General features: G+C 67.7%; 19 protein-coding genes. 13 read left to right on the forward strand and 6 right to left on the reverse strand.

What is annotated here, in order from left to right; translation table 11 throughout:
* Positions 1-7 precede the first annotated feature (7 nt).
* Together OHS03_RS34265 and OHS03_RS34270 are read right to left on the reverse strand one after the other, a co-directional pair.
* Entirely contained in the window at positions 8-784 is a 777-nt protein-coding gene (locus OHS03_RS34265; RefSeq protein WP_328659717.1) for an HNH endonuclease family protein, read from the reverse strand.
* A gap of 198 nt (positions 785-982) precedes the next feature.
* A complete protein-coding gene (locus tag OHS03_RS34270; protein WP_328659719.1) occupies positions 983-1,633 on the reverse strand; it encodes a phosphate signaling complex PhoU family protein in 651 nt (216 codons plus the stop codon).
* 104 nt (positions 1,634-1,737) lie between these two features.
* Here OHS03_RS34270 and OHS03_RS34275 point away from each other — a divergent pair, with 104 nt between their 5' ends.
* The 11 genes from OHS03_RS34275 to OHS03_RS34325 all read left to right on the forward strand — a co-directional run bounded on the left by OHS03_RS34275 (position 1,738) and on the right by OHS03_RS34325 (position 13,352).
* Entirely contained in the window at positions 1,738-2,829 is a 1,092-nt protein-coding gene (locus tag OHS03_RS34275) for a calcium:cation antiporter (RefSeq protein ID WP_328659721.1), read from the forward strand.
* A 198-nt stretch (positions 2,830-3,027) separates the two neighbouring features.
* Positions 3,028-3,873: an MlaE family ABC transporter permease gene (locus tag OHS03_RS34280; protein ID WP_062991835.1), complete on the forward strand. Its 846-nt coding sequence runs from the start codon at positions 3,028-3,030 to the stop codon at positions 3,871-3,873.
* Entirely contained in the window at positions 3,873-4,739 is an 867-nt protein-coding gene (locus OHS03_RS34285) for an MlaE family ABC transporter permease (protein WP_328659724.1), read from the forward strand. Before OHS03_RS34280 ends, OHS03_RS34285 begins: the two co-directional genes overlap by 1 nt.
* 3 nt (positions 4,740-4,742) lie before the next feature.
* Positions 4,743-5,777: an MlaD family protein gene (locus OHS03_RS34290; protein ID WP_328659726.1), complete on the forward strand. Its 1,035-nt coding sequence runs from the start codon at positions 4,743-4,745 to the stop codon at positions 5,775-5,777.
* The gene (locus tag OHS03_RS34295; RefSeq protein ID WP_328659728.1) at positions 5,774-6,778 is read left to right on the forward strand and encodes an MlaD family protein; all 1,005 of its coding nucleotides are present in this window, start codon (positions 5,774-5,776) and stop codon (positions 6,776-6,778) included. Before OHS03_RS34290 ends, OHS03_RS34295 begins: the two co-directional genes overlap by 4 nt.
* On the forward strand, positions 6,766-7,785 hold the full coding sequence (locus OHS03_RS34300) for an MlaD family protein (protein ID WP_328659730.1): 1,020 nt from the start codon (positions 6,766-6,768) through the stop codon (positions 7,783-7,785). Before OHS03_RS34295 ends, OHS03_RS34300 begins: the two co-directional genes overlap by 13 nt.
* Positions 7,785-8,882, forward strand: coding sequence for an MlaD family protein (locus tag OHS03_RS34305; RefSeq protein ID WP_328659732.1), 1,098 nt, complete (start codon positions 7,785-7,787; stop codon positions 8,880-8,882). Before OHS03_RS34300 ends, OHS03_RS34305 begins: the two co-directional genes overlap by 1 nt.
* The gene (locus OHS03_RS34310; RefSeq protein ID WP_328659734.1) at positions 8,879-9,931 is read left to right on the forward strand and encodes an MlaD family protein; all 1,053 of its coding nucleotides are present in this window, start codon (positions 8,879-8,881) and stop codon (positions 9,929-9,931) included. Before OHS03_RS34305 ends, OHS03_RS34310 begins: the two co-directional genes overlap by 4 nt.
* Positions 9,928-10,881 (forward strand): MlaD family protein, encoded by a 954-nt coding sequence (locus OHS03_RS34315; RefSeq protein WP_328659736.1) that lies wholly within the window; start codon positions 9,928-9,930, stop codon positions 10,879-10,881. Before OHS03_RS34310 ends, OHS03_RS34315 begins: the two co-directional genes overlap by 4 nt.
* 128 nt (positions 10,882-11,009) lie before the next feature.
* Positions 11,010-11,642, forward strand: a complete 633-nt coding sequence (locus tag OHS03_RS34320; RefSeq protein WP_328659738.1) for a hypothetical protein — start codon at positions 11,010-11,012, stop codon at positions 11,640-11,642.
* Between the two features lie 138 nt (positions 11,643-11,780).
* Entirely contained in the window at positions 11,781-13,352 is a 1,572-nt protein-coding gene (locus tag OHS03_RS34325) for a Na+/H+ antiporter (protein ID WP_056817745.1), read from the forward strand.
* A gap of 111 nt (positions 13,353-13,463) precedes the next feature.
* Here the strand turns inward: OHS03_RS34325 and OHS03_RS34330 are convergent, their stop codons facing one another.
* The 3 genes from OHS03_RS34330 to OHS03_RS34340 all read right to left on the reverse strand — a co-directional run bounded on the left by OHS03_RS34330 (position 13,464) and on the right by OHS03_RS34340 (position 16,422).
* Positions 13,464-14,183: a VIT1/CCC1 transporter family protein gene (locus tag OHS03_RS34330; protein ID WP_328659740.1), complete on the reverse strand. Its 720-nt coding sequence runs from the start codon at positions 14,181-14,183 to the stop codon at positions 13,464-13,466.
* 9 nt (positions 14,184-14,192) lie between these two features.
* Positions 14,193-15,800 (reverse strand): GMC oxidoreductase, encoded by a 1,608-nt coding sequence (locus tag OHS03_RS34335; protein ID WP_328659742.1) that lies wholly within the window; start codon positions 15,798-15,800, stop codon positions 14,193-14,195.
* A gap of 67 nt (positions 15,801-15,867) precedes the next feature.
* A complete protein-coding gene (locus tag OHS03_RS34340; protein ID WP_328659744.1) occupies positions 15,868-16,422 on the reverse strand; it encodes a YdcF family protein in 555 nt (184 codons plus the stop codon).
* A 100-nt stretch (positions 16,423-16,522) separates the two neighbouring features.
* On the opposite strand from OHS03_RS34340, the gene OHS03_RS34345 reads away from it, so the two are divergent.
* Both OHS03_RS34345 and OHS03_RS34350 read left to right on the forward strand, forming a co-directional pair.
* The gene (locus OHS03_RS34345; RefSeq protein ID WP_328659746.1) at positions 16,523-18,022 is read left to right on the forward strand and encodes a flavin-containing monooxygenase; all 1,500 of its coding nucleotides are present in this window, start codon (positions 16,523-16,525) and stop codon (positions 18,020-18,022) included.
* 80 nt (positions 18,023-18,102) lie between these two features.
* Complete coding sequence (locus OHS03_RS34350; RefSeq protein WP_056817740.1) at positions 18,103-18,507, forward strand: DUF7144 family membrane protein; 405 nt, start codon at positions 18,103-18,105, stop codon at positions 18,505-18,507.
* A gap of 75 nt (positions 18,508-18,582) precedes the next feature.
* Here OHS03_RS34350 and OHS03_RS34355 read toward each other — a convergent pair whose 3' ends face one another.
* Entirely contained in the window at positions 18,583-19,092 is a 510-nt protein-coding gene (locus OHS03_RS34355) for a MarR family winged helix-turn-helix transcriptional regulator (RefSeq protein WP_328659748.1), read from the reverse strand.
* Positions 19,093-19,339: the final 247 nt, after the last annotated feature.

Genomic DNA, 19,339 nt, shown 5'->3' on the forward strand with positions numbered 1-19,339 from the left:
GGCTCGCTTATTTGAACTCTCCTCGGCGGAGGCAGTCATCGACTGCGGTGCGCAATGCGGTGTGCTCGGCGGTATCAACGGTCAGCGCGTATTTTACCTTCACTTTGACGTAGTGCTCCACATAGGCACACCGGAAGTTACCGGGCGGCAAATAGTTCGCGGGATCCTGATCACCCTTGGAACGGTTGGCCGACGGGTCGGCGGCGACCAGGTTCATCGAGTCGTTGGCGATGCGGCGGCGGGTGTCCTCGTCGCGATCGGCGGCACCGGATCGCCACGCTTCGGCAAGGGCGACAATGTGTTCGGCGTCGACCTTGGACGGATCGGTGATGAACTTGTAGGGCCCGAGTTGGCCGGTCTTCTTGTCGATGAAGCCGTAGTGGTCCTGCCAGCCGCCACCGGCTGCCACCGTCAAGTCGCAGGTCTTGGCGTCGAGGGTGACCTTGCCGTTGGCGTCACGCAGCATCATCACCTCGCGGCTGGTGCATTTGGTGTACTTGGCCAGGTCGCCGGTGAAGCCGTGCTCGGGCTTGTTGGTGTCCCAGTGCGGGAACTTCTCGCGCGTGTAGCCCGTCATCGGGCCTTCCTTCGCGACGACGAGGGTGGCGACCAGATCGCCGACCTCCTTGCCCGACACCGTCACCGCGCCCGCGGCGCCAGGCCCCGGATTCACCTCGTCCAGCAGCGAGTTCGAACAGGCGGCCACCACGGCCAGACATACCGCTGTGGCGAAGGCGAGCAGGGCTCGTCCCAGGATCGTGCCGTTGATCGAAGACCACTTCATGCCCGTACCGCCCAGACGCTCCGTCGAAAAATGAACCGGCACAACCTAACGGCCGCACCGGGTGTCGTCAGTGATTGTCCGCTATGAGGTTCCGCACAGCACAGCGGGAACCGATTGTGGCTCAATAGCGTTCATCTATCGACGGAAGTGACCGTTGCCGACCGAGTGCAAACTCGAGGTGACCGACATCACAATCCATCAGTCGGGCAGGGATCCCGACTCCGGTGGAATCCCGGTGTCCAGGAAGCGGATCAGCCGTGCGATACGGGCGGCATGGTCGACGCATCGCTGGAACTGACTGCCCAGCAACGCCATATCGATCGCGGCCTCGGTGCTCACCTCGGCCTCGCTGAGGGCGGTGCGCAACTGCTTGCACAGCGTTTCCATCGCGTCGATGTCGCTGCCGTCCTCGGCGGCGAATCGACCGCTGGCCACCGACGCGCTCACCCGCGCGATACAGGCGGCCGCGAGCGTGCCCATCGAGACCAGTTCGGTGATCACCGATGCGGGAGCGACCGCGCTCGGATGTGCCCGATACACGTACTGCCCAGCGGTTTCGGTGCGCCGACCGATCCGCGACAGCTCGCCGGCGACCTGAATCGCGGTCACCACATGGCGCAGATCGCGCGCGACCGGCGCCTGCAACGCGAGCAGGGCCATGGTGCGGGATTCGCAGGCGGCGAACATCAGTTGTAGCTGCTCGTCGAGCGCGAACACCTCGTAGGTGGCAGCGAGGTCGGCACCGGCCAGCGCCTGGGTGACCCGCTCGGTCGCGTCATGGGCGACGCGCGACATCAGGGTGAGATCGTTGGCCAAAGCGACGAGCTCGAGGGTGAACTGGGTCCGCACGCGCTGAATTGTTCCCCATGCAGGGGGCGCGAGTGAATCCATCGCCGAGATCCATGCCGCGACGGATCCGGGTGTGCCCGGTCGTAGCTGGAAGGATGGAGGTCATGATTGCCGCGTTGACGACTAAATGGACCATGTACGTGCCCATCCTCGCCGCGCTCGTGCTCGTACTCAGCTGGGGCCGTTCGGTACCGGGATTGATCGTCGCGCTGGTGAGTATCGCCTTGGTCGGTGCGGTGTTGGCCGCGGTCTATCACGCCGAGATCGTGGCCCACCGGGTCGGCGAGCCCTACGGTTCGCTGGTGCTCGCGGTGGCGGTGACCGTGATCGAGGTGGCGTTGATCGTCACGATGATGATCTCCGGCGGCGACAAGGCGGCCTCGCTGGCCCGCGACACCGTGTTCGCCGCGGTGATGATCACCTGCAACGGCATCTTCGGATTGGTGCTGCTCGTCGGCGCGCTGCGCAGGCGGGTGGCGGTGTTCAACGCGGAGGGGACCGGCGCCGCCCTGGCCACCGTCGCGACCCTGGCCACGCTGAGTCTGGTGTTGCCGACCTTCACCACCAGTGCGCGCGGCCCTGAGTTCTCGCCGGCGCAGCTGGCCTTCGCCGCCGTCGCCTCGCTGGCGCTCTACGGGCTGTTCGTGATGGTGCAGACGGTGCGTCACCCTGACGATTTCCTCCCGGTGGAGGACGGCGGCGCGGTCGACGACAGCGACGTCCACAGTCACGCGCCGTCCAATCGGGCCGCGCTGATCAGTCTCGGCATGCTGGTGCTCGCCCTGGTCTGCGTGGTCGGCCTGGCCAAGGTGGTCTCGCCCGCGCTCGAGTCGGCGATCGCCTCGGCCGGATTGCCGCCGTCGGCGGTGGGTGTGGTGATCGCGATGCTGGTACTGCTGCCCGAGACCATCGCCGCGGTGAACTCCGCGCGCCGCAACCAGGTGCAGATCGGTCTGAACCTGGCGCTCGGTTCGGCGATGGCCAGCATCGGCCTGACCATTCCGGTGATCGCGATCGCGACCATCTGGCTCAGTGGTCCGCTGGTGCTCGGTCTCGGTGCTACGCAGATGGTTCTGCTCGCACTGACGGTCGTGGTCGGCACGCTGACGATCGTTCCCGGCCGCGCGACCTTGCTACACAGTGGCGTTCACCTGGCGTTGTTCGCGGCTTTTGTGTTCCTGGCCGCAAGCCCGTAGCTGAAGTGTTGCGGATCACACGGCATGTAGATCTGTCATGGAAATCGTGGAAAAGCGACCAGGGTCACCCGCTGGAAATTTTGTTGTGACGCAGAGTACCGGTTAGCTTGCTGGAGTTGGCACCGACGCCGAAGCCAGAGAGTGCGGTATGAAAATCACCAAGCCCCGTGCTTCACGAGCGGCCCGGAGGCATTCCTGATGCCTACCGATCTGCACTCCGCGAAGCCGGATTCCGCTACCCAGATCGTCCGCGAGAATTTCACCGACACCGTCGTGTCGTCGCTGCGGACCTTCGGGCGTGCGGTCGATCTCGCACAGCAATCGGTCGGCGGCTCGTTCTCCGACATCGCCCGCAGGCAGTTCCAGTGGCGGGAGACCCTCGTGCAGGCCTGGCGCCTGATCACGGTCACCGCCATTCCCGCGATCCTGATGGCGATCCCGTTCGGCGTGATCGTCTCGGTCCAGGTCGGCAACCTGATCCACAGCCTCGGCGCCGACTCCATGCTCGGCGCGACCGGCGGCCTCGGCGTGATCAAGCAGGGCGCGCCCATCGCCACCGGCTTCCTGCTCGGTGGCGCCGGCGCGGCGGCCATCGCGGCCGACCTCGGCGCGCGCACCATCCGCGAGGAGATCGACGCGCTCAACACCATGGGCATCAACCCGGTGCACCGGCTCGTCATCCCGCGCCTGGCCGCCATGCTGCTGGTCGCTCCGATGCTCAATGTGCTGATCATCTTCGTCGGCGTGCTGGCCGGTTACGCGGTCGCCGTCGGCGGTCAGGGCGTGACCCCGGGTAGCTACTGGTCGACATTCGGTTCGTTCGCGACCGCCGGTGACGTGTGGGTCTCGCTGCTCAAGGCGCTGATCTTCGGCTTCCTGGTCGTGATCATCTCCTGCCAGCGCGGTCTCGAGGCCAAGGGCGGTCCGCGCGGTGTCGCCGACGCGGTGAACGCGGCGGTGGTGCTCTCGGTGGTCTCGATCGCGATCGTGAACCTGCTGGCCAGCCAGATCAGCGCCATGTTCCTGCCGACGAAGTTGGCGTGATGGCTGCCTCGTCGTATATCCCCACCTCGCTGCACTGGCTGCGCAAGCCCGCCCGCATCGGCAAGCGGATCGTCACCGCCGGTGAATCGCTCGGCTTCGTCGCGGTGTTCGTCTGGCAGGTGCTGTCGTCGGTGCCGCTGACGCTGCGCCGCTATCGGGACGAAACGCTGCGCGCGGTCACCGATATGACCTGGGGTCGCGGGTCGATCATCGTCGGTGGCGGCACCGTTCCGATGATGATCGTGCTCGGCCTGGTGATGGGCGCCTCGGTGGGCGTCGAATCGTTCGCCTCGCTCGACATGCTCGGCATGGGCCCGGTCACCGGTGTGATCTCCGCCTACGCGACCACCCGTGAGCTGGCCCCGATCGCGGCGGCCATCGGCTTCGCCGCCCAGGCGGGCTGCCGGATCACCGCCGAGATCGGTGCGATGCGTATCTCCGAGGAGATCGACGCCATCGAGGCGCTCGGCCTGCGCTCGGTGCCCTATGTCGTCACCACCAGGGTGATCGCCGGCGCCATCGCCATCGTGCCGACCTTCCTGATCGCGCTGATCCTGGCCTACGGCGCCTGCCGCGGGCTGCTCACGATGGTCTACGGCCAGTCGGCCGGTGTGTACGACCACTACTTCTTCCAGTTCATCTCCGGCTTCGACATGATCGCGGCGGTGATCAAGGTGGCGGTCTTCGGCACAGTGGTGATCCTGGTGCACGCCTACTTCGGGTTCTTCGCCACCGGTGGTCCCGAGGGGGTCGGCATCGCCTCCGGTCGCGCGGTGCGCGCCAGCTCGGTGGCCATCATCGCCATCGACATGGTCCTCACGATCATGCTCTGGGGCTTCAACTCGGCGATCAGTTTTACGGGGTGAGCTATGCCTAATTACGGAATGCCGGGCGTCGCGGCCGATCGGCGCAGCGCGCGCACGACCGGCGCGATCATCCTCGGACTGATCACGGCGGTCGTGCTCGGAACTGTCGCCTACAACAACCTGCGCACCGATGACGGCCTGCGCATCGCCCTGCACACCGAACATCTCGGTGACGGCATCAGCGCGGGCAGCCAGGTCCGCGTCGACGGCGTGACGGTCGGCGAGGTCGCCGAGGTGACCCCCGGCGCACGCGGCACCCAGCAGATCTCGCTGCTGCTCGACTCGCAGCGTCTGGTCGGCATCGACGACAGCCTCGCGATCGACTACGCCCCGACCAACCTGTTCGGCATCGCCGAGATCGAATTGCGCCGTGGCGCGGGCGGTTCGCCGCTGCGCGAGGGCGCGGTCCTCGACCTCACCGGCACCAACGGCGACCGGGTCTACGACGCCACGATGAGCGCGATCCTGCGCAGCCTCTCGCAGGTCGGCATGACTGTCACCAGTCCGCAGATGGCGACCGTCATCTCCCAGCTGGCCGCTGACTTCAAGGCCTTCACCCCGCTGGTGCAGGCCCTGATCACCGTCGCGAAGACCCTCGCCGACAACCAGGACGTGATGCCCTCGGAGCTGTTCGGCAAGCTCGGCCCCGCCTTCGACGGCGGCGGTGAGTTCGCGGGCGCCACCATGAAAGTGATCGACCAGCTCAGCGAGATCAGGGTCACCCAGGTCGACAAGGAGCGCTACGACATCGGCGTCGGGGTGATCGGCGGCAGCATCCTGCCCGCGCTGACCACCACGCTGACTACCGCGGGCGACCACTTCGCCGAGACCACCGACATGCTCGCCCCGATGCTGCTGGCGCTGGCCCAGATGTCGCCGAATCCGCGCCGGACCGGCGCCGATCTCACCGCCCTGCTGCAGAACCTGCGCGGCGCCATGCCCGACAGCCCGAACGGTCCTGTCCTCAACCTCGACGTCGAGCTCAGCGGTGTCCCCGGCATCGCGGTGCCGCTGTTCGGAAAGGCCGGTGGGCGATGAAGATTCGCGGAACCGCGCTGCGCCTTGGCGCCTTCACCCTGGTGATGATCACCGTCCTCGGGCTCGTGTTCACCCTGATCAAGCGTCCCGTCGACGGCGACACCTTCGCCCACGACGCGCTGTTCACCGACGCCAACGGCCTCAAGGTCGGCAACGACGTGCGGATGTTCGGTGTGCAGGTGGGCAAGATCGAGAAGATCAGCCTCGAAGGCGACAAGGCGAAGGTCGCGATCACGGTCAAGACCGACACCCCGATCTACGACAACTCCAAGCTGGCCATCCGCTATCAGAACCTCACCGGCCAGCGCTATATCGACCTGCAGCAGGCGCCCAACCCGGGTAAGACCATCGCGGCGAACGCCAGGATCGGCGCGAACATGACCGTGCCGTCCTTCGACGTGACGAGCCTGTTCAGCGGCCTCAAGCCGGTGCTCGCCACCTTGTCGCCGGAAGCGATCAACCAGTTCACCGCGAGCATGCTCGCCGTCATCGAGGGCGACGGCACGGGCCTGGGTCCCGCGTTGACCGCGATCGACCAGCTCGCGAGCTACGCCGACGACCGTCAGCAGGTGATCGGCGTCCTGATCCGCAACCTGTCCGACATGGGCGACCGGCACGGTGGTCGAGTCGGATACCTGCTGCCGCTGCTGGCCCGGCTCACCGACATCTTCGAGGCGATGCAGCGCAATATCGGCGGCGTCGCGCAGTTCGCGATGACCGCGCCCTCGGTGCTGGCCCCGGTGGACCGGTTGCTCGCCTCGCTCGGCCTGGTCGAAGGCGGCGGCGCCGATGTCGACGCGATGATCCGCGGACTCTTCCCGAATCCCCAGGAAGCTGTCGAGGTATTCGGCAAGCTCCCCGGTCTGCTGGCCACGGTCGACGCCTCGCTCTCGCGTGGTTTCGCCGACTTCACGCCGCACTGCAGCAACGGCGCCGCCGAGGTGCCCGCGCCGCTGCAGGTGCTGATCGCCGGACAGAAGGTCACCGTATGCAACCGCTGAAGAAGCTCACCGGGATGTTCGCCGGTGATCGCCCGATCCCCGATGAAGCGGGCAAACGCGCACGGGAACTGCGGATGGGGATCATCGGCCTGAGCCTGGTCGTGCTGTTCATCATCGCCGCGGGCGTGGTCTACGTGGTGCCGCTGGGCAAGCACACCTACACCGCCGAGCTCAGCGAAGCGCAGTCGGTGCGCGAGGGCGACGACGTGCGTCTGGCGGGCATCTCGGTCGGCAGCGTCATCTCCCTGGAGCTGAAGCCCGACAAGGTACTGATGCAGTTCACCGTCGACAACGAGGTGTTCGTCGGCGACAAGACCTCCCTCGATGTCCGCATGCTCACCGTGGTCGGTGGTCACTACGTCGCGCTCTACCCGGCAGGCACCGCACCGCTGGGGGACAAGGCGATTCCCTCCGATCGAATCCGCTTGCCCTACAGCCTGATCGAGACCTTCCAGGACGCCACGGCCCCGCTGGCCGCCGTCGACGGCGACACCGTGCGTAACAACCTGGCCGCCGCGAACTCCGCGATCGCGACCTCGCCGGAGGCGCTGCGCACCACACTGGACACCGTCGGCAAGTACGTCGACATGCTCGATCGTCAGCGCAGCCAGGTGTCGAAGTCGATCGCGGTCGTCGACGAGTACATCTCCATGTACGACGGCGCCAAGTCCGATCTGGGCAGGCTGATGGACAACGTCAACCTTCTCGAAGACCTGCTGCTGAGCAAGAAGGCCGAACTGGCCGAAGCGGTTCGGCTGCTCACCTCGGTGGTGAATCGTCTGGCCGGCCTCGCGCCGACCTGGGAATCGACTCTGAAACCACAGGCGCAGGCTCTGGCCGACGCCTTGCCGCGCCTGCAGGAACTCGGCGGCCGACTCGAGCCCGTCATCGGGACCGTCGGCGCCCTGCAGACGAAGTTGTCGCAGCTTGCGACTCCCGAAGCCGGTGTGGTGGTCGACCAGTCGAGCGCCCGCGTGTGCGTACCGCTGCCCGGGAAGGCGTGCTGATGCTGAAACGACTGCTCGGATCCCAGGCGTTCATGTCGATCGCCGGTGTCGCGGTGCTGGTGGCGCTGGTGACCGGCGGCTACTTCGTCGCCTTCGATCCGCTGAAGAAGACCGAATCCTATTGCGCGCTCATGCCCGACGCGATCGGCCTCTACCCCGGCAACCACGTCACCATGCGCGGCATGGATGTGGGCGAGGTGACCGCGGTGCGCAACGAGGGCGCCAAGGTACGCGTCGAATTCGAGGTCGACGCCGAATTCGGTGTCTACTCCGATGCTTCCGCCACCACGGTCGCGTACTCGGTCGCGGCGGACCGCAATCTGGCGGTGCTCACCAGCGGCAAGACCGCGCCCCCGCTGGCGGGCGGCTGCATCACCAAAACCCTGACCCCCAAGAGCATCACCGAAACACTCACGGCGCTGTCGAGCCTGTCCGATCAGCTCTCCGGCGGTGCTGCGGGTGAACCGAGTGCCCTGTCCGACGGCCTGTCCTCGCTCAACCGCGCGACCGAGGGCACCGGCCCGACGGTCAACGAACTCATCCACAAGCTCGGTTCGGCGATGACCAAGCCCGACGCCGACATCGGCCATCTCGCAAGCCTTTTCGACGCGTTCGCCTCGGTGTCGAACCGGGTCGCCGCCAACTGGGGTGACCTGCAGACGATGCTGGTCCGCCTGGCGCCGCTGCTCAACATGGCCTCCGACGACCTGCTCGGCCCGGCCACCTCCCTGTTCGACGGTCTCGGCGAGGTGTTGCCGATGCTCAACGACATCGCCGTCATCCTCGGTGACCCGCTGATCGGCGCGCTCGACGAGGCGGTCCCGCTGGTGAAGTTGTTGCGCGCCAACGTCGGATCGCTGAGCGAGATCGTGGCGAAGATGCCCGCGCTCGCCTCCGCCTTCCGTAGCGCCACCGATCCCGCGGGCGGCACCGCGATCACCTACGCGCCGCCGAAGGTCGCCCTCCCCGCCGGTACGGCCGACCAGGTGTGCGGCGCGGTGAACGAGCTGATCCCGGGGCAGTGCCCCGATCCGGCGCAGGGACTGGCCGATGTGAATCTCGTGCAGGTCGTGCTGGGAATGGCAGGTGCTCGATGAACACGCGAAAGATGTTGCGGCGCAGTATGGTCGCGCTGGTCATCGCGGCCGGACTCGCGGTCGGCGGCTGTGGTTTCGACCCCGCTGAGGTGCCGGTGCCCGGCTCGACTGTCAGCGGTTCGACCTATCGCGTGCAGATCGAGTTCAGCAGCGCGCTGAACCTGCCCGCGAAGTCGAAGGTGATCGCCAACGGCGCCGAGATCGGCATCGTCGACGGGGTGCGCGTGGTCCAGCCCGCCGACGCCCCCGCCGGTCGCGGCGGTTACGTCATCGTCGAGGCCGACATCCTCGACACCGTGCAGTTGCCGACGAAGTCCATCGCCGAACTGCGCCAGGACACCATCCTCGGCGATATCCACCTCTCGCTCACCACCCCGAAGGACGGCTTCGGCGAGCTGCTGCGCGACGGCGGCACGATCCCGATCGAACGCACGAAACCACCTGTGCAACTGGAGGACACGATGGCCACCATGGCCCTGTTCGTCCAGGGTGGGGCGATCGGTCAGCTGCAGGAGATGCTCGGCCGGATCAACTCGGTGATGCCGCAGGACCCCAGGGAAACCGCGCGCATCTCCGCGGTGATGGGCGCCGACGCCGCCGACCTGGCCGCGAATCTGGACCGGGTCGACCTGCTGGTCGACGGCCTGTCCCGCAATGCGACGATCCTGCACGACGACACCGAACAAGCGCTCACCGACATCCTCACCCCCGAGGCCGTGGCCTCGCTGACGGGCACGCAGGACTCGATCGCCGAGACCATGAAGATCTTCGACGCACTCAGCCCGGTCGGTTCCTCGCTCACCTGGCTGGCTCCGATCGCTAGCTCCGGTGACGCCACCGCGACCGCGTTCCTCCCGCTGGCCACCGGCGGCTCGGCCGACCTGCGCACCTCGACCAATATGGCCCTGCTGACAGCCCTGTTGCGCGACAAGATCATTCCCTTCGCCGAGCGCGGACCGAAGGTGAACGTCACCGGTATCGAGCTGTCCGAACAAGACCAGCTGGCGCAGATCGTCACCGCGCTGCGGATGATCGGAATGGTGCGATGAAGATCGGTGCACTGGCCTCACTCGGCGGCATCGCCGCCATCACCGTGCTCGGTGCGAGCTACCTGACCTTCGGGGTGGTGCGCGTCGACCCGTTCGCCGACTACACCGCGGCCTCGATCGAGATCGCGAATTCCGGCGGCCTCAGCGTGGGTTCGCCGATCCTGCTCACCGGCATCGAGATCGGCGAGGTCACCGGCGTCGACACTTCGGCGAGCGGTCGCGTCCAGGTCGGATTTCGGTTCGGCGCCGATCACAAGGTGCCGATGAGCAGTGTCGTCACCATCGAGCACCTGTCCTCGCTCGGTGAGCCGTATGTGCAGTTCGTGCCGCGCGACGCCAACGGGCCCTATCTCACCGACGGACAGCGCCTTTCCGGGGAGAACGTGCGCACCCCGATGTCGATCCCGGAGGTCGCGCGGCTGGTTACCAAGACCGTCGAGCAGCTCGACCCCGCGGTCGTCGGCTCCCTGGTCGACACGCTCGGCACGGCGATGGTCGGTACCGAGAACGTGGTCCCCGAACTGGCAAGGGCGGGCGACCTGCTCGCCGCGGCGCTGATGAGTCGCGCCCCGGCGATCGGCGAGCTGCAGAACAACTTCGAGTACGTCTCCGGCGACATCGGCTGGGCAGGCCCGGCCACCTCCGCCGCCGCGCCCGCCTTCATCCGGCTGAGTCAGGTGATCGATCAGTTCGTCGAATCGGTCGGCCGGGCCACCGAGGGTGATCCGCGGATGTACCTGCGCGACGGCGGTCTGGTGCCGCTGCTCGAGCAGCTCACCGCCAAGCTGAACGAGCTCGGCCCCGAGCTCTCCGCGCTGCTGCCCGGGCTGCGCCCGCTCACCGAATCGGTCACCGCGACCGCTCCGCAGCTCGACCTGAGCGCGTTGGTCACCCAGGCGCTGCACAACACCGACGCCGACGCGGTGAAGGTACGGGTCGCGATCAAGTAAATATCTGGCAACCATCGCATATAGGTATTTGCCCTGGCCAGTGGTTGTTCGGTCGAGCCGAGCGGCCTGCGAGCAACCGTGAGGTAGCCTGCTGGACGGGGGACCTGGTCCGCGGTAAAGGCGGTGCGATGGCAGAGAGCAGCGAGGGTCCGGAAACTCGGACCGGCAGCAGTACTCGAATGATCGCGATCGCGGCGGTACTCGCCGCGATACTCGCACTGGTGGGCGCGCTCGGGCTGTTGCTGCGCGCCGACCAGGGTGACGACAACCCGTCGGTGAACCCGATGGGATCCGACGCCAACGGTCTCCCGATCGCCGGGTCCGACCGAGAAGCCGCCGATCAGGACCAGAAATTCGCGCCACCGTGGCCGGCAAGGCGAGTCGGCGGGAACTGCTCGGCCGGTGGCATCGTCGCGCACTGGCGCGTCCACGACGACGGCCAATGGCAATGCACGGTGACCACCCCCGACTCCCTGCCCCCGACCGCGGCCCCCGCGCCGCCGCCCGGAACCGAACCCGTTCCCGGGCCCGCGCCCGTGGAAGCGCCTGCGCCGCCGCCCGCATTCGAGCCGCCGCCCCCGCCGCCGGTCTACGAGCCGCCCGTCTACGCACCGCCGCCCCCGCCCGAGCCGCCGCCCCCGGTCTTCGTACCCGAACCCGCCCCGGCGCCGCCCCCACCACCTCCGCCGCCCCCTGTCCTGCAACTCCCGTTCCCCATTCCGCCGATCCTGCTCCCACCGGCGGCAGCCGTTCGGCCCTGATCCGCGATCACACCGTGCCGTCCAGGCGGACCGGCTCTCCGGTGCGGTAGCGCGGGTGAGTCAGGTCCGCCGTTCGACCCCCTGACCGGCGGCGGGTCGATCCCCGCGCACCGGCGATGTCGGTGAGACTGGTCAGCTATGGACCAGTTGGTGCTGACTCTGGTGATCCTGCTCGCGGCCGTACTCGCCGAACCCCTCGCTGCGCGCATCGGTCTGGCGCCTTCGATCCTGATGACCCTGTTCGGCTGCCTGCTCGCCCTGATTCCGGCCGTGCCGAGCCTGAGCATCCCGCCCGAGTTGATCCTGCCGCTGGTCCTGCCGCCGCTGCTCTACGCCGCCGCCCGCCGCACCTCGTGGCGGCAGTTCGCGGAGAACTGGCAGATCATCGCGTTGCGCGCGGTCGGCCTCGTGATCGTCACCGCGATCGCGGTCGCTGCCGTCTTCCACGCCTGGAGTCCTGGCACCGCCGTCGCCGCGGCTGTGGTGCTCGGCGCTCTGGTCGCGCCGCCGGACCCGGTGGCGGCCACGTCGATGGCGGGCCGCCTCGGACTGCCACGCCGACTGATCGTCACGCTGGGTGGTGAAGGTCTGTTCAACGATGTCACCGCGATCGTCATCTATACCGTCGGTCTCCAGGTGGTCATGACCGGGCTGTTCAGTCCGTGGCACGCGCTCGCCGACTTCGCCATCGCCGCGGTGGTCGGGCTGGTCGTCGGGCTGGTGCTCGGCTGGCTCGGCAGCACGCTCACCAAGCACCTCGACACCGCCACCGGCCAGGTCGCCCTGAGCCTGCTGCTGCCCTTCGCCGCCTACGGCATCGCCGAACACTGGGAGGGCTCGGCGGTCCTGGCCGTGCTGGTCTGCGCGCTGTATCTCACCGATGCCGTGACCGAGATCGGCGACCGTGACTATCGCCTGGTCGCCGACTCGTTCTGGGACATCACCGAAATGCTCATCACCGGTTTCGCCTTCGCCCTGATCGGGCTGGAACTGCGGGTGGTCATCGAAACCACCGGCCACAATTGGCCGGGGCTGGCCGGGGTCACCGTGGCGGTGATCGTGGTCGTCGTGGGATTGCGCCTGGCCTGGCTGATGGCCACCTGGGCGATCAGCGCCAAACTGCCCTACACCGACGAACCGTTCACCTGGCGCGAGGTCATCGTCACCTGGTGGGCCGGAATGCGCGGCGTCGCCACGGTGGCGCTGGCGCTGGCCGTGCCGTTCACCCTCGACACCGACGCCGACTTCCCGGCCCGCTCGGAAATCCTGTTCATCGCGTTCGCGGTCGTGCTGTTCACCCTGCTCGTCCAGGGCCCGACGCTCCCGCTGGTGGTCCGCCTCACCGGCGTCCATGCCGACACCCGGCACGAACGCGCCGTCGAACAGGCCCTCTGGACCAGGGTGGTGAATGCCGAACTCGCCGAACTCAAAGCGATCGCCGCCCGCGACAATCTCCCCGAAGACGTCTACGAGGACCTCAAGGCCCTGTTGCGCAGGCTGTCCGCCAAGGCCGATCCCGAAGCGGCCGACGCCGACGCCAAGGCCGCTCTGGACAAGGAAAGAAAACTCGCCTCGCAGATGCGCGCGGTCCGCGCCGCCGTCACCGAAGCGGGCCGCCGCGAGGCCCAAGCCGCCCGCCGCGAACCCGGCATGCCCCCGGACGTCGTCGATCGGGTCACCCGCCGCCTCGACCTCGGCCCGATGCACTGAGTGCGCGGAACCGGGTAGTTCACGGGTTCGTGGTCTGACCTTGTTTTTTGGAAGGCGCATACACGGCGGGTTCACAGATTCGTGGTCCGACCTTGTTTTGGGTAGGCGCATTCAGGTCAGTGTGTCGGTGAGGGCGCCGATTCCGTAGGTGATCGCCATGGCCAGCGCCCCGCCGATGACCACGCGGAGCACCGCTCGTCCGAGGTTGCCGCCGCCGAGGCGGGCACTCACCGAGCCGGTGATCGCCAGCGCGATCAGCACCGCGGCGAAGGTCACCGGGACCCGCCAGGCGGTGGGCGGCAACACGATCGCCAGCAATGGCAGCAGCGCACCGCAGGTGAACGCGATCGCCGAGGAGAACGCGGCCGCCCACGGGTTGGTGAGCGAGCGCGGGTCGATGCCGAGTTCGGCCTCGGCGTGCGCGGTGAACGCGTCGTGGGCGGTGAGCTCGGCGGCCACGACGCGCGCGGTGGCCGGGCTGAGGCCCTTCTTCTCGTAGATCCCGGCCAGCTCGGCCAGCTCGACATCGGGCTCGTCGGCCAATTCGCGGCGCTCCTTGGCCAGCAGTGCCTTCTCCGAATCCCGCTGGGTGCTCACCGACACGTATTCGCCCGCGGCCATCGAGATTGCACCCGCGACCAGTCCCGCGATACCCGCGGTGAGGATCGTCTGGGCGTTGTTCGTGGTCGCGGCCACGCCGACGACGAGCCCGGCGGTGGAGACGATGCCGTCGTTCGCGCCGAGCACCCCGGCGCGCAGCCAGTTCAACCGCGACGCGAGGCCCTCGGCATGGGGTTCGTGGGGATGGCTGGTCGTCGACGAGTCCGGCACCGGCCCAGCCTAGTCGGGAGCGGCCACCAGCCCCGCGCGCAACGTGTCGGCCAGGCGCACCGCGAGCGCGATCACCGTCAGTGTCGGATTGACGTGCCCGTTCGTCGGAAACACCGAACTACCGGCGATGTAGAGGTTGTCCACCCCGTGCACCCGGCAGTGCCGGTCCACGACGCCGTGTCGGGGATCGGCCGACATCCGGGTGGTGCCGCAGGGATGCGCCCAGTCGGTGAGCGGTAGGGGATCGGTGCTGTCGGGCAGCGCCTCGGGAACCACCTGCGGCGTCGGCAAACCGAGCCGGGCGAACTCACCGACGAGCAACGCCGTAGCGCGGCGCACCGTTCGATCCTCCTGCTCGCTCGTCCGCCAATCCACTTGCGGCAGCGGCATTCCCACCGGATCGGTCCGGGCCGAAAGCCGCACCCGACTGTCGGGGTTCGGGGTCTGCTCCACCATTGCCCGCACCTCGACGCAGGCCAGTCGATGCGGTATCCCGACACTGTCGATCAACCTGCGTCGCGCACCGTCGAGCAGAAGCCCGGTGCCGGACAGCATGATCAGCAGGTCCTGCCAGTGCGCCCGTCCGCGCAGCAACCGCTTCACCGAGTCCCACGGATCGTCGTCGGCGGTGACCTCCTGCAACCACAGCGCACAGTTCACCAGCGACTCGCGCCGTTGCAGCGCCGACGACAACGCCATGCCGTGCAGATAGGTGTGGCGGCCCCGCACACTCTTGACCACGTACTTTCCGAACCGGTCGAGCGCCGCCCCGGCCTCAGCGGTGCGCAGCGTCGCCACCACCCCGCAGCGGTGATCCATCAGGTACCGCCCGACCTGGTCGTACCGATTCCCGATCCCGCCGGGGACGGTGCGCCGTGAGGCCAGCAGCAGCCGTGGCGTGGCGATTCCCCCCGCGGCCAGCACGAACATCCGCGCCTCGACGGTGCGCACGCGCCCGCCCGCACCGGTCACCTCGACCGAATTCACATGCGCGCCGGTGGCATCGGTATCGATATGGGTGACCGTCGCGTTCACCAGTACCCGAGCTGTCGGCGCGACGATGTCGCGCACGTGCGGACCCCATCGTTTGCAGTCGAACCGGTCGGCCGGGTCGCGGCTGATCTGCCAGAAGTAGGGGCGCAACGAGGCGGTGTCGAGCGCGTCGGCGGGTGCTTGCCGCCCGGCCAGGGACCAGAACTCGTCGTCGCTGAAGCCGGTGCCGTGTCCGAGCCCGGCATGCGCGGCGGCCCGTTCGGCGTAGGGCCGCAATGCGCCCGCGTCGATCGGCCAGCCGGACCGGGTGACCCAGGGCCGATGGGCGAAGTCGAGGTCGTCGAGCACGCCGCAACGTCCGGCCCAGCTGTGTGAGCTGCCGCCGAGCACCCGGTTTCCGGCGATCCGGTGTTGCTCCGCGCGCGCGGAGCCGATGCTCTCCATCGCGGCGAATGCTGGTTCGTCCGCGGTGATCTCGTGCCCGCCACTTTCCAGCACCAGCACGCGCAATCCGGCGGCGGCGAGTTCGGTGGCCACCGTCAGTCCGGCGGGGCCCGACCCGATGACGCAGATCTGGGCGCGCAGCGCGTCGTCGCCGACGGTGCGCAGATCCTCCACAAGCATCGGCGGTCCTCTCACCAGCGCTGCCCCCGAAGTGCTGATTTCACTGTAGGAGCCGGACCACCGTGTGTCAGTCGGTCTCGCAATGCTGATTGACGAAAGCTCTGATGTACCCGGCGGATTGGCGCACATACATCCACGCCCAGAACTCGAACCCGGAGTCCGACGGGCTGGCGACCATGGTGATCTCGCCGTCGTAGCACTTCTCGACGATGTATCTCGCGCGCGACACATGCGGCGTGAAGGTGACCACGATGATGTGGCGCCATCCGTAGATCTTTGCGCGCCGGACGATTTCGCGCGCCTCGCCGTCGGTGGTCCACGGGTCGGGCACGAAACACGAGACCCGGAAGGCGAATCGGCCGCCGCAGTACTTGTCCATCATCGGATCGTCGGGTCCGGTGGACTGCGAGATCAGTACCTCGGGGGCGAGGCCGCGCTCGGCGAGTTCGATGCCGAGGTCGAACCGTTCGTAGGCGGTGCCACCGAGCACCACGATCACGTCCGCGGGCCGTAACGGGTCGACCTGGGGGTGCACGAAGACCGGCCATCCAGCGAACGCGGCAGCCAGCACGGTGACCAGTGCGCCGACGAGCAACCATCCCGCACGCCGAAAGATCGACACGGCTCCGACGATACCGAAATCTCGAAGTGGGCCGCCGGGCCCGCTGTCGACCGGGCACACGCTCTTCTGTCGCGGTCGCATGCCAGGCACACTGGAGCCCATGACCGACACCGCCGTTGCCCCCGAACACCTCGACGTCGTCATCGTCGGCGCCGGGTTGTCCGGCATCGGGGCCGCTTACCGGCTGCAGACCGAGCACCCGCATCGCAGCTACGCCGTCCTCGAGGCGCGCGCCGACCTCGGCGGCACCTGGGACCTGTTCCGCTACCCGGGCATCCGCTCGGACTCGGACATGTTCACCCTCGGCTACCCGTTCAAGCCGTGGCGCGCGGCTCGCTCCATCGCCGACGGCTCCGCGATCCTGGACTACATCCGCGAGACCGCGCAGGAGAACGGCATCGATCGGCGCATTCGCTTCGGTTCCCGGGTGATCGGCGCGGACTGGTCATCGGCGCAGGCCCACTGGCAGCTCACCATCGCCCACGAGGGCCCCGACGGCCCTGAACTGAGCACCCTGACCTGCGGTTTCCTCTACGCCTGCGCCGGCTACTACGACTACCAGCAGCCGCATGCCCCCGAGTTCCCCGGCCGCGACGACTTCGCGGGCACCGTGGTGCACCCACAGTTCTGGCCCGCCGACCTCGACACCAGCGGCAAGCGCATCGTCGTGATCGGCAGCGGCGCCACGGCCGTCACCCTGGTGCCAAACCTCGCCGTCGACGCCGCACACGTCACCATGCTGCAGCGCAGCCCCACTTGGATCAGCCCCGTCCCCGGCCGCGACAAGCATGCCGACAAGCTCCGCAAACTGCTCCCCGCCGGTCTCGCCCACCGGCTAATCCGCACCAAGAACATCCTGTTCAGCATCGGTTTCTACCAGTTCTGCCGCCGTCGCCCCGCCGCCGCGCGCAAACTGCTCACCGACCTCACCACCCGCATCCTCAAAGACGACAGGCTCGTCGCCGAACACTTCACGCCCGACTACGACCCGTGGGACCAGCGCCTGTGCGCCGCCCCCGACGCCGACTTCTTCAAGGCGATGAAAAAGGGCAAGGCTTCGGTGGTCACCGACCACATCGACGCGTTCGTCCCGGCGGGGATCCGCCTGGTCTCGGGGGAGACGCTGCCCGCCGACATCGTGGTCACCGCCACGGGCCTGCGCCTGTTGGCGTTCGGCGGCATCGCGCCCTCGGTCGACGGCACCCCGGTGCCGCTGGCCGATCAGTTCGTCTGGCAGGGCGCCATGCTCACCGGCCTGCCCAACTTCGCCATCTGCGTCGGCTACACCAATGCGTCGTGGACCCTGCGCGCCGACCTCACCTCCCGTCTGGTCTGCAAAGTCCTCACCCACCTGGACCGCACCGGTAGCGCCGCGGTCGTCCCCGAGCCCAGGGGCTCGCTCGCCGAGCGCCCGCTACTGGATCTGAACGCCGGCTACGTCCTGCGCTCGATCGCCGCCTTCCCACGTCAGGGCGACCGTCATCCATGGCGGGTCCGGCAGAACTACCTGCTCGACGCGCTGATCACCCTGCGCACCGACCTCGGCAAGACCCTGCGACCGGTGTCGCGTCGGGTAGGGGAGTTCACCCGCAACGGGTGAGGCGCTCGACTCGCCGGGTTTCCTACCGTTGACGTGTGCCGTGGTGGCACGTGGCGTTGACCTCATGGGAAGGCCCAGCGATGACAGACACGAATCAGCACCAGCTGCGCGACGGAATTGCAGCAGGAACCTCCATCGGCGCTGGCATCCTGCTGGCCGTGGTCGGTGTTCTGCAGATCCTCCAGGGAATCTCCGCGGTCGCCAAGGACGACCTCATCGTCGTCGGACCGGAGTACCTCTATCAGTTCGACATCACCGGCTGGGGCTGGTGGCACATCGTTCTCGGCGCGATCGCGGTGATCGTCGCGATCGGCCTGCTGGCCGGTCAGACGTGGGGCCGGGTAGCGGCGATGGTGATCGCGGCATTGTCGATCATCGCCAACTTCCTGTGGCTGCCCTACTACCCGTGGTGGTCGATCCTGATCATCGCCGTCGACATCGTGGTGATCTGGGCGGTGGCCACCTGGCGACCGAACAGGGTCTGAGCTGTCCTGATCCATTCGACAACGCCGCCCCGGTCACCGGGGCGGCGTTGTTGGTCGTTGCGGTCGTCGGATCGTTCAGTCGTCGAGTGCCGAATACCCCGTTTCGACGGCACCGAGCGTGCGGACGATATGCAGCGAGAGCCGCTCGCCCAAGGCCGCGAGCTCGGCCTTCTGCGGATCGTCGAGTCCGTCGAGTACCAGCTTGCGCACCGCGAGGAGATAGTCGGGCGTCGCCTCCAGCACCTTGGCCTGCCCGCTCGCGGTGAGTACCGCGTCGATCCCGCGGCCCGATTCCGCGGCCTCACGCCGTGCCCACCCCACCCGTTCCAGCTTCGACACCACGTGGGAGAGCCGGGAGATGGACCCGTGCCCGCGCGCCGCGAGCATGCTCAACCGCATCCGGCGTCGCGGCGCGTCGTGGAGCAAGGCCATGACCCGATACTCGAAATGGGTCAACCCGAACTCTCGCTGTAGTTGTGAGTCGAGTGCGCTCGGTACGCGCATCGAGAGGGTGATCACCGCGCTCCATACGCGACGCTCGACCGGGTCGAGATACTCCATCACCTCGGCCTGCCTTCCACCCAACTGATAGCTATAAAATTGCTGAACGTCGGCAAACTGTATAGGCGGCGATGCGTGCTGTCCATGGTTGTCGCGGCATATCGACTGGTGAACCGCATCTTGTTGATCAAGAACACACTGGACGAGTGATCAGTTGCCGATCGATCGCCGCTTGTTCACCGTTGTCGCTCGTGATGTTCACCGGCGAGCGCCGGCCTGCAACCCTGGGTAGAATGATGGTCGTGACCTGGGGAAATGCTGGATTTTCCAG

Origin of the sequence: Nocardia salmonicida (assembly GCF_036142455.1) — a bacterium.
Taxonomy (GTDB): domain Bacteria; phylum Actinomycetota; class Actinomycetes; order Mycobacteriales; family Mycobacteriaceae; genus Nocardia; species Nocardia salmonicida.

Bases quoted from the DNA above. Each gene is read 5' to 3' on its own strand.
- OHS03_RS34265 (WP_328659717.1), bottom strand. From the start codon at position 784: ATGAAGTGGTCTTCGATCAACGGCACGATCCTGGGACGAGCCCTGCTC.
- OHS03_RS34275 (WP_328659721.1), top strand. From the start codon at position 1,738: ATGATTGCCGCGTTGACGACTAAATGGACCATGTACGTGCCCATCCTC.
- OHS03_RS34280 (WP_062991835.1), top strand. From the start codon at position 3,028: ATGCCTACCGATCTGCACTCCGCGAAGCCGGATTCCGCTACCCAGATC.
- OHS03_RS34285 (WP_328659724.1), top strand. From the start codon at position 3,873: ATGGCTGCCTCGTCGTATATCCCCACCTCGCTGCACTGGCTGCGCAAG.
- OHS03_RS34290 (WP_328659726.1), top strand. From the start codon at position 4,743: ATGCCTAATTACGGAATGCCGGGCGTCGCGGCCGATCGGCGCAGCGCG.
- OHS03_RS34295 (WP_328659728.1), top strand. From the start codon at position 5,774: ATGAAGATTCGCGGAACCGCGCTGCGCCTTGGCGCCTTCACCCTGGTG.
- OHS03_RS34300 (WP_328659730.1), top strand. From the start codon at position 6,766: ATGCAACCGCTGAAGAAGCTCACCGGGATGTTCGCCGGTGATCGCCCG.
- OHS03_RS34305 (WP_328659732.1), top strand. From the start codon at position 7,785: ATGCTGAAACGACTGCTCGGATCCCAGGCGTTCATGTCGATCGCCGGT.
- OHS03_RS34310 (WP_328659734.1), top strand. From the start codon at position 8,879: ATGAACACGCGAAAGATGTTGCGGCGCAGTATGGTCGCGCTGGTCATC.
- OHS03_RS34315 (WP_328659736.1), top strand. From the start codon at position 9,928: ATGAAGATCGGTGCACTGGCCTCACTCGGCGGCATCGCCGCCATCACC.
- OHS03_RS34320 (WP_328659738.1), top strand. From the start codon at position 11,010: ATGGCAGAGAGCAGCGAGGGTCCGGAAACTCGGACCGGCAGCAGTACT.
- OHS03_RS34325 (WP_056817745.1), top strand. From the start codon at position 11,781: ATGGACCAGTTGGTGCTGACTCTGGTGATCCTGCTCGCGGCCGTACTC.
- OHS03_RS34335 (WP_328659742.1), bottom strand. From the start codon at position 15,800: ATGCTTGTGGAGGATCTGCGCACCGTCGGCGACGACGCGCTGCGCGCC.
- OHS03_RS34345 (WP_328659746.1), top strand. From the start codon at position 16,523: ATGACCGACACCGCCGTTGCCCCCGAACACCTCGACGTCGTCATCGTC.
- OHS03_RS34350 (WP_056817740.1), top strand. From the start codon at position 18,103: ATGACAGACACGAATCAGCACCAGCTGCGCGACGGAATTGCAGCAGGA.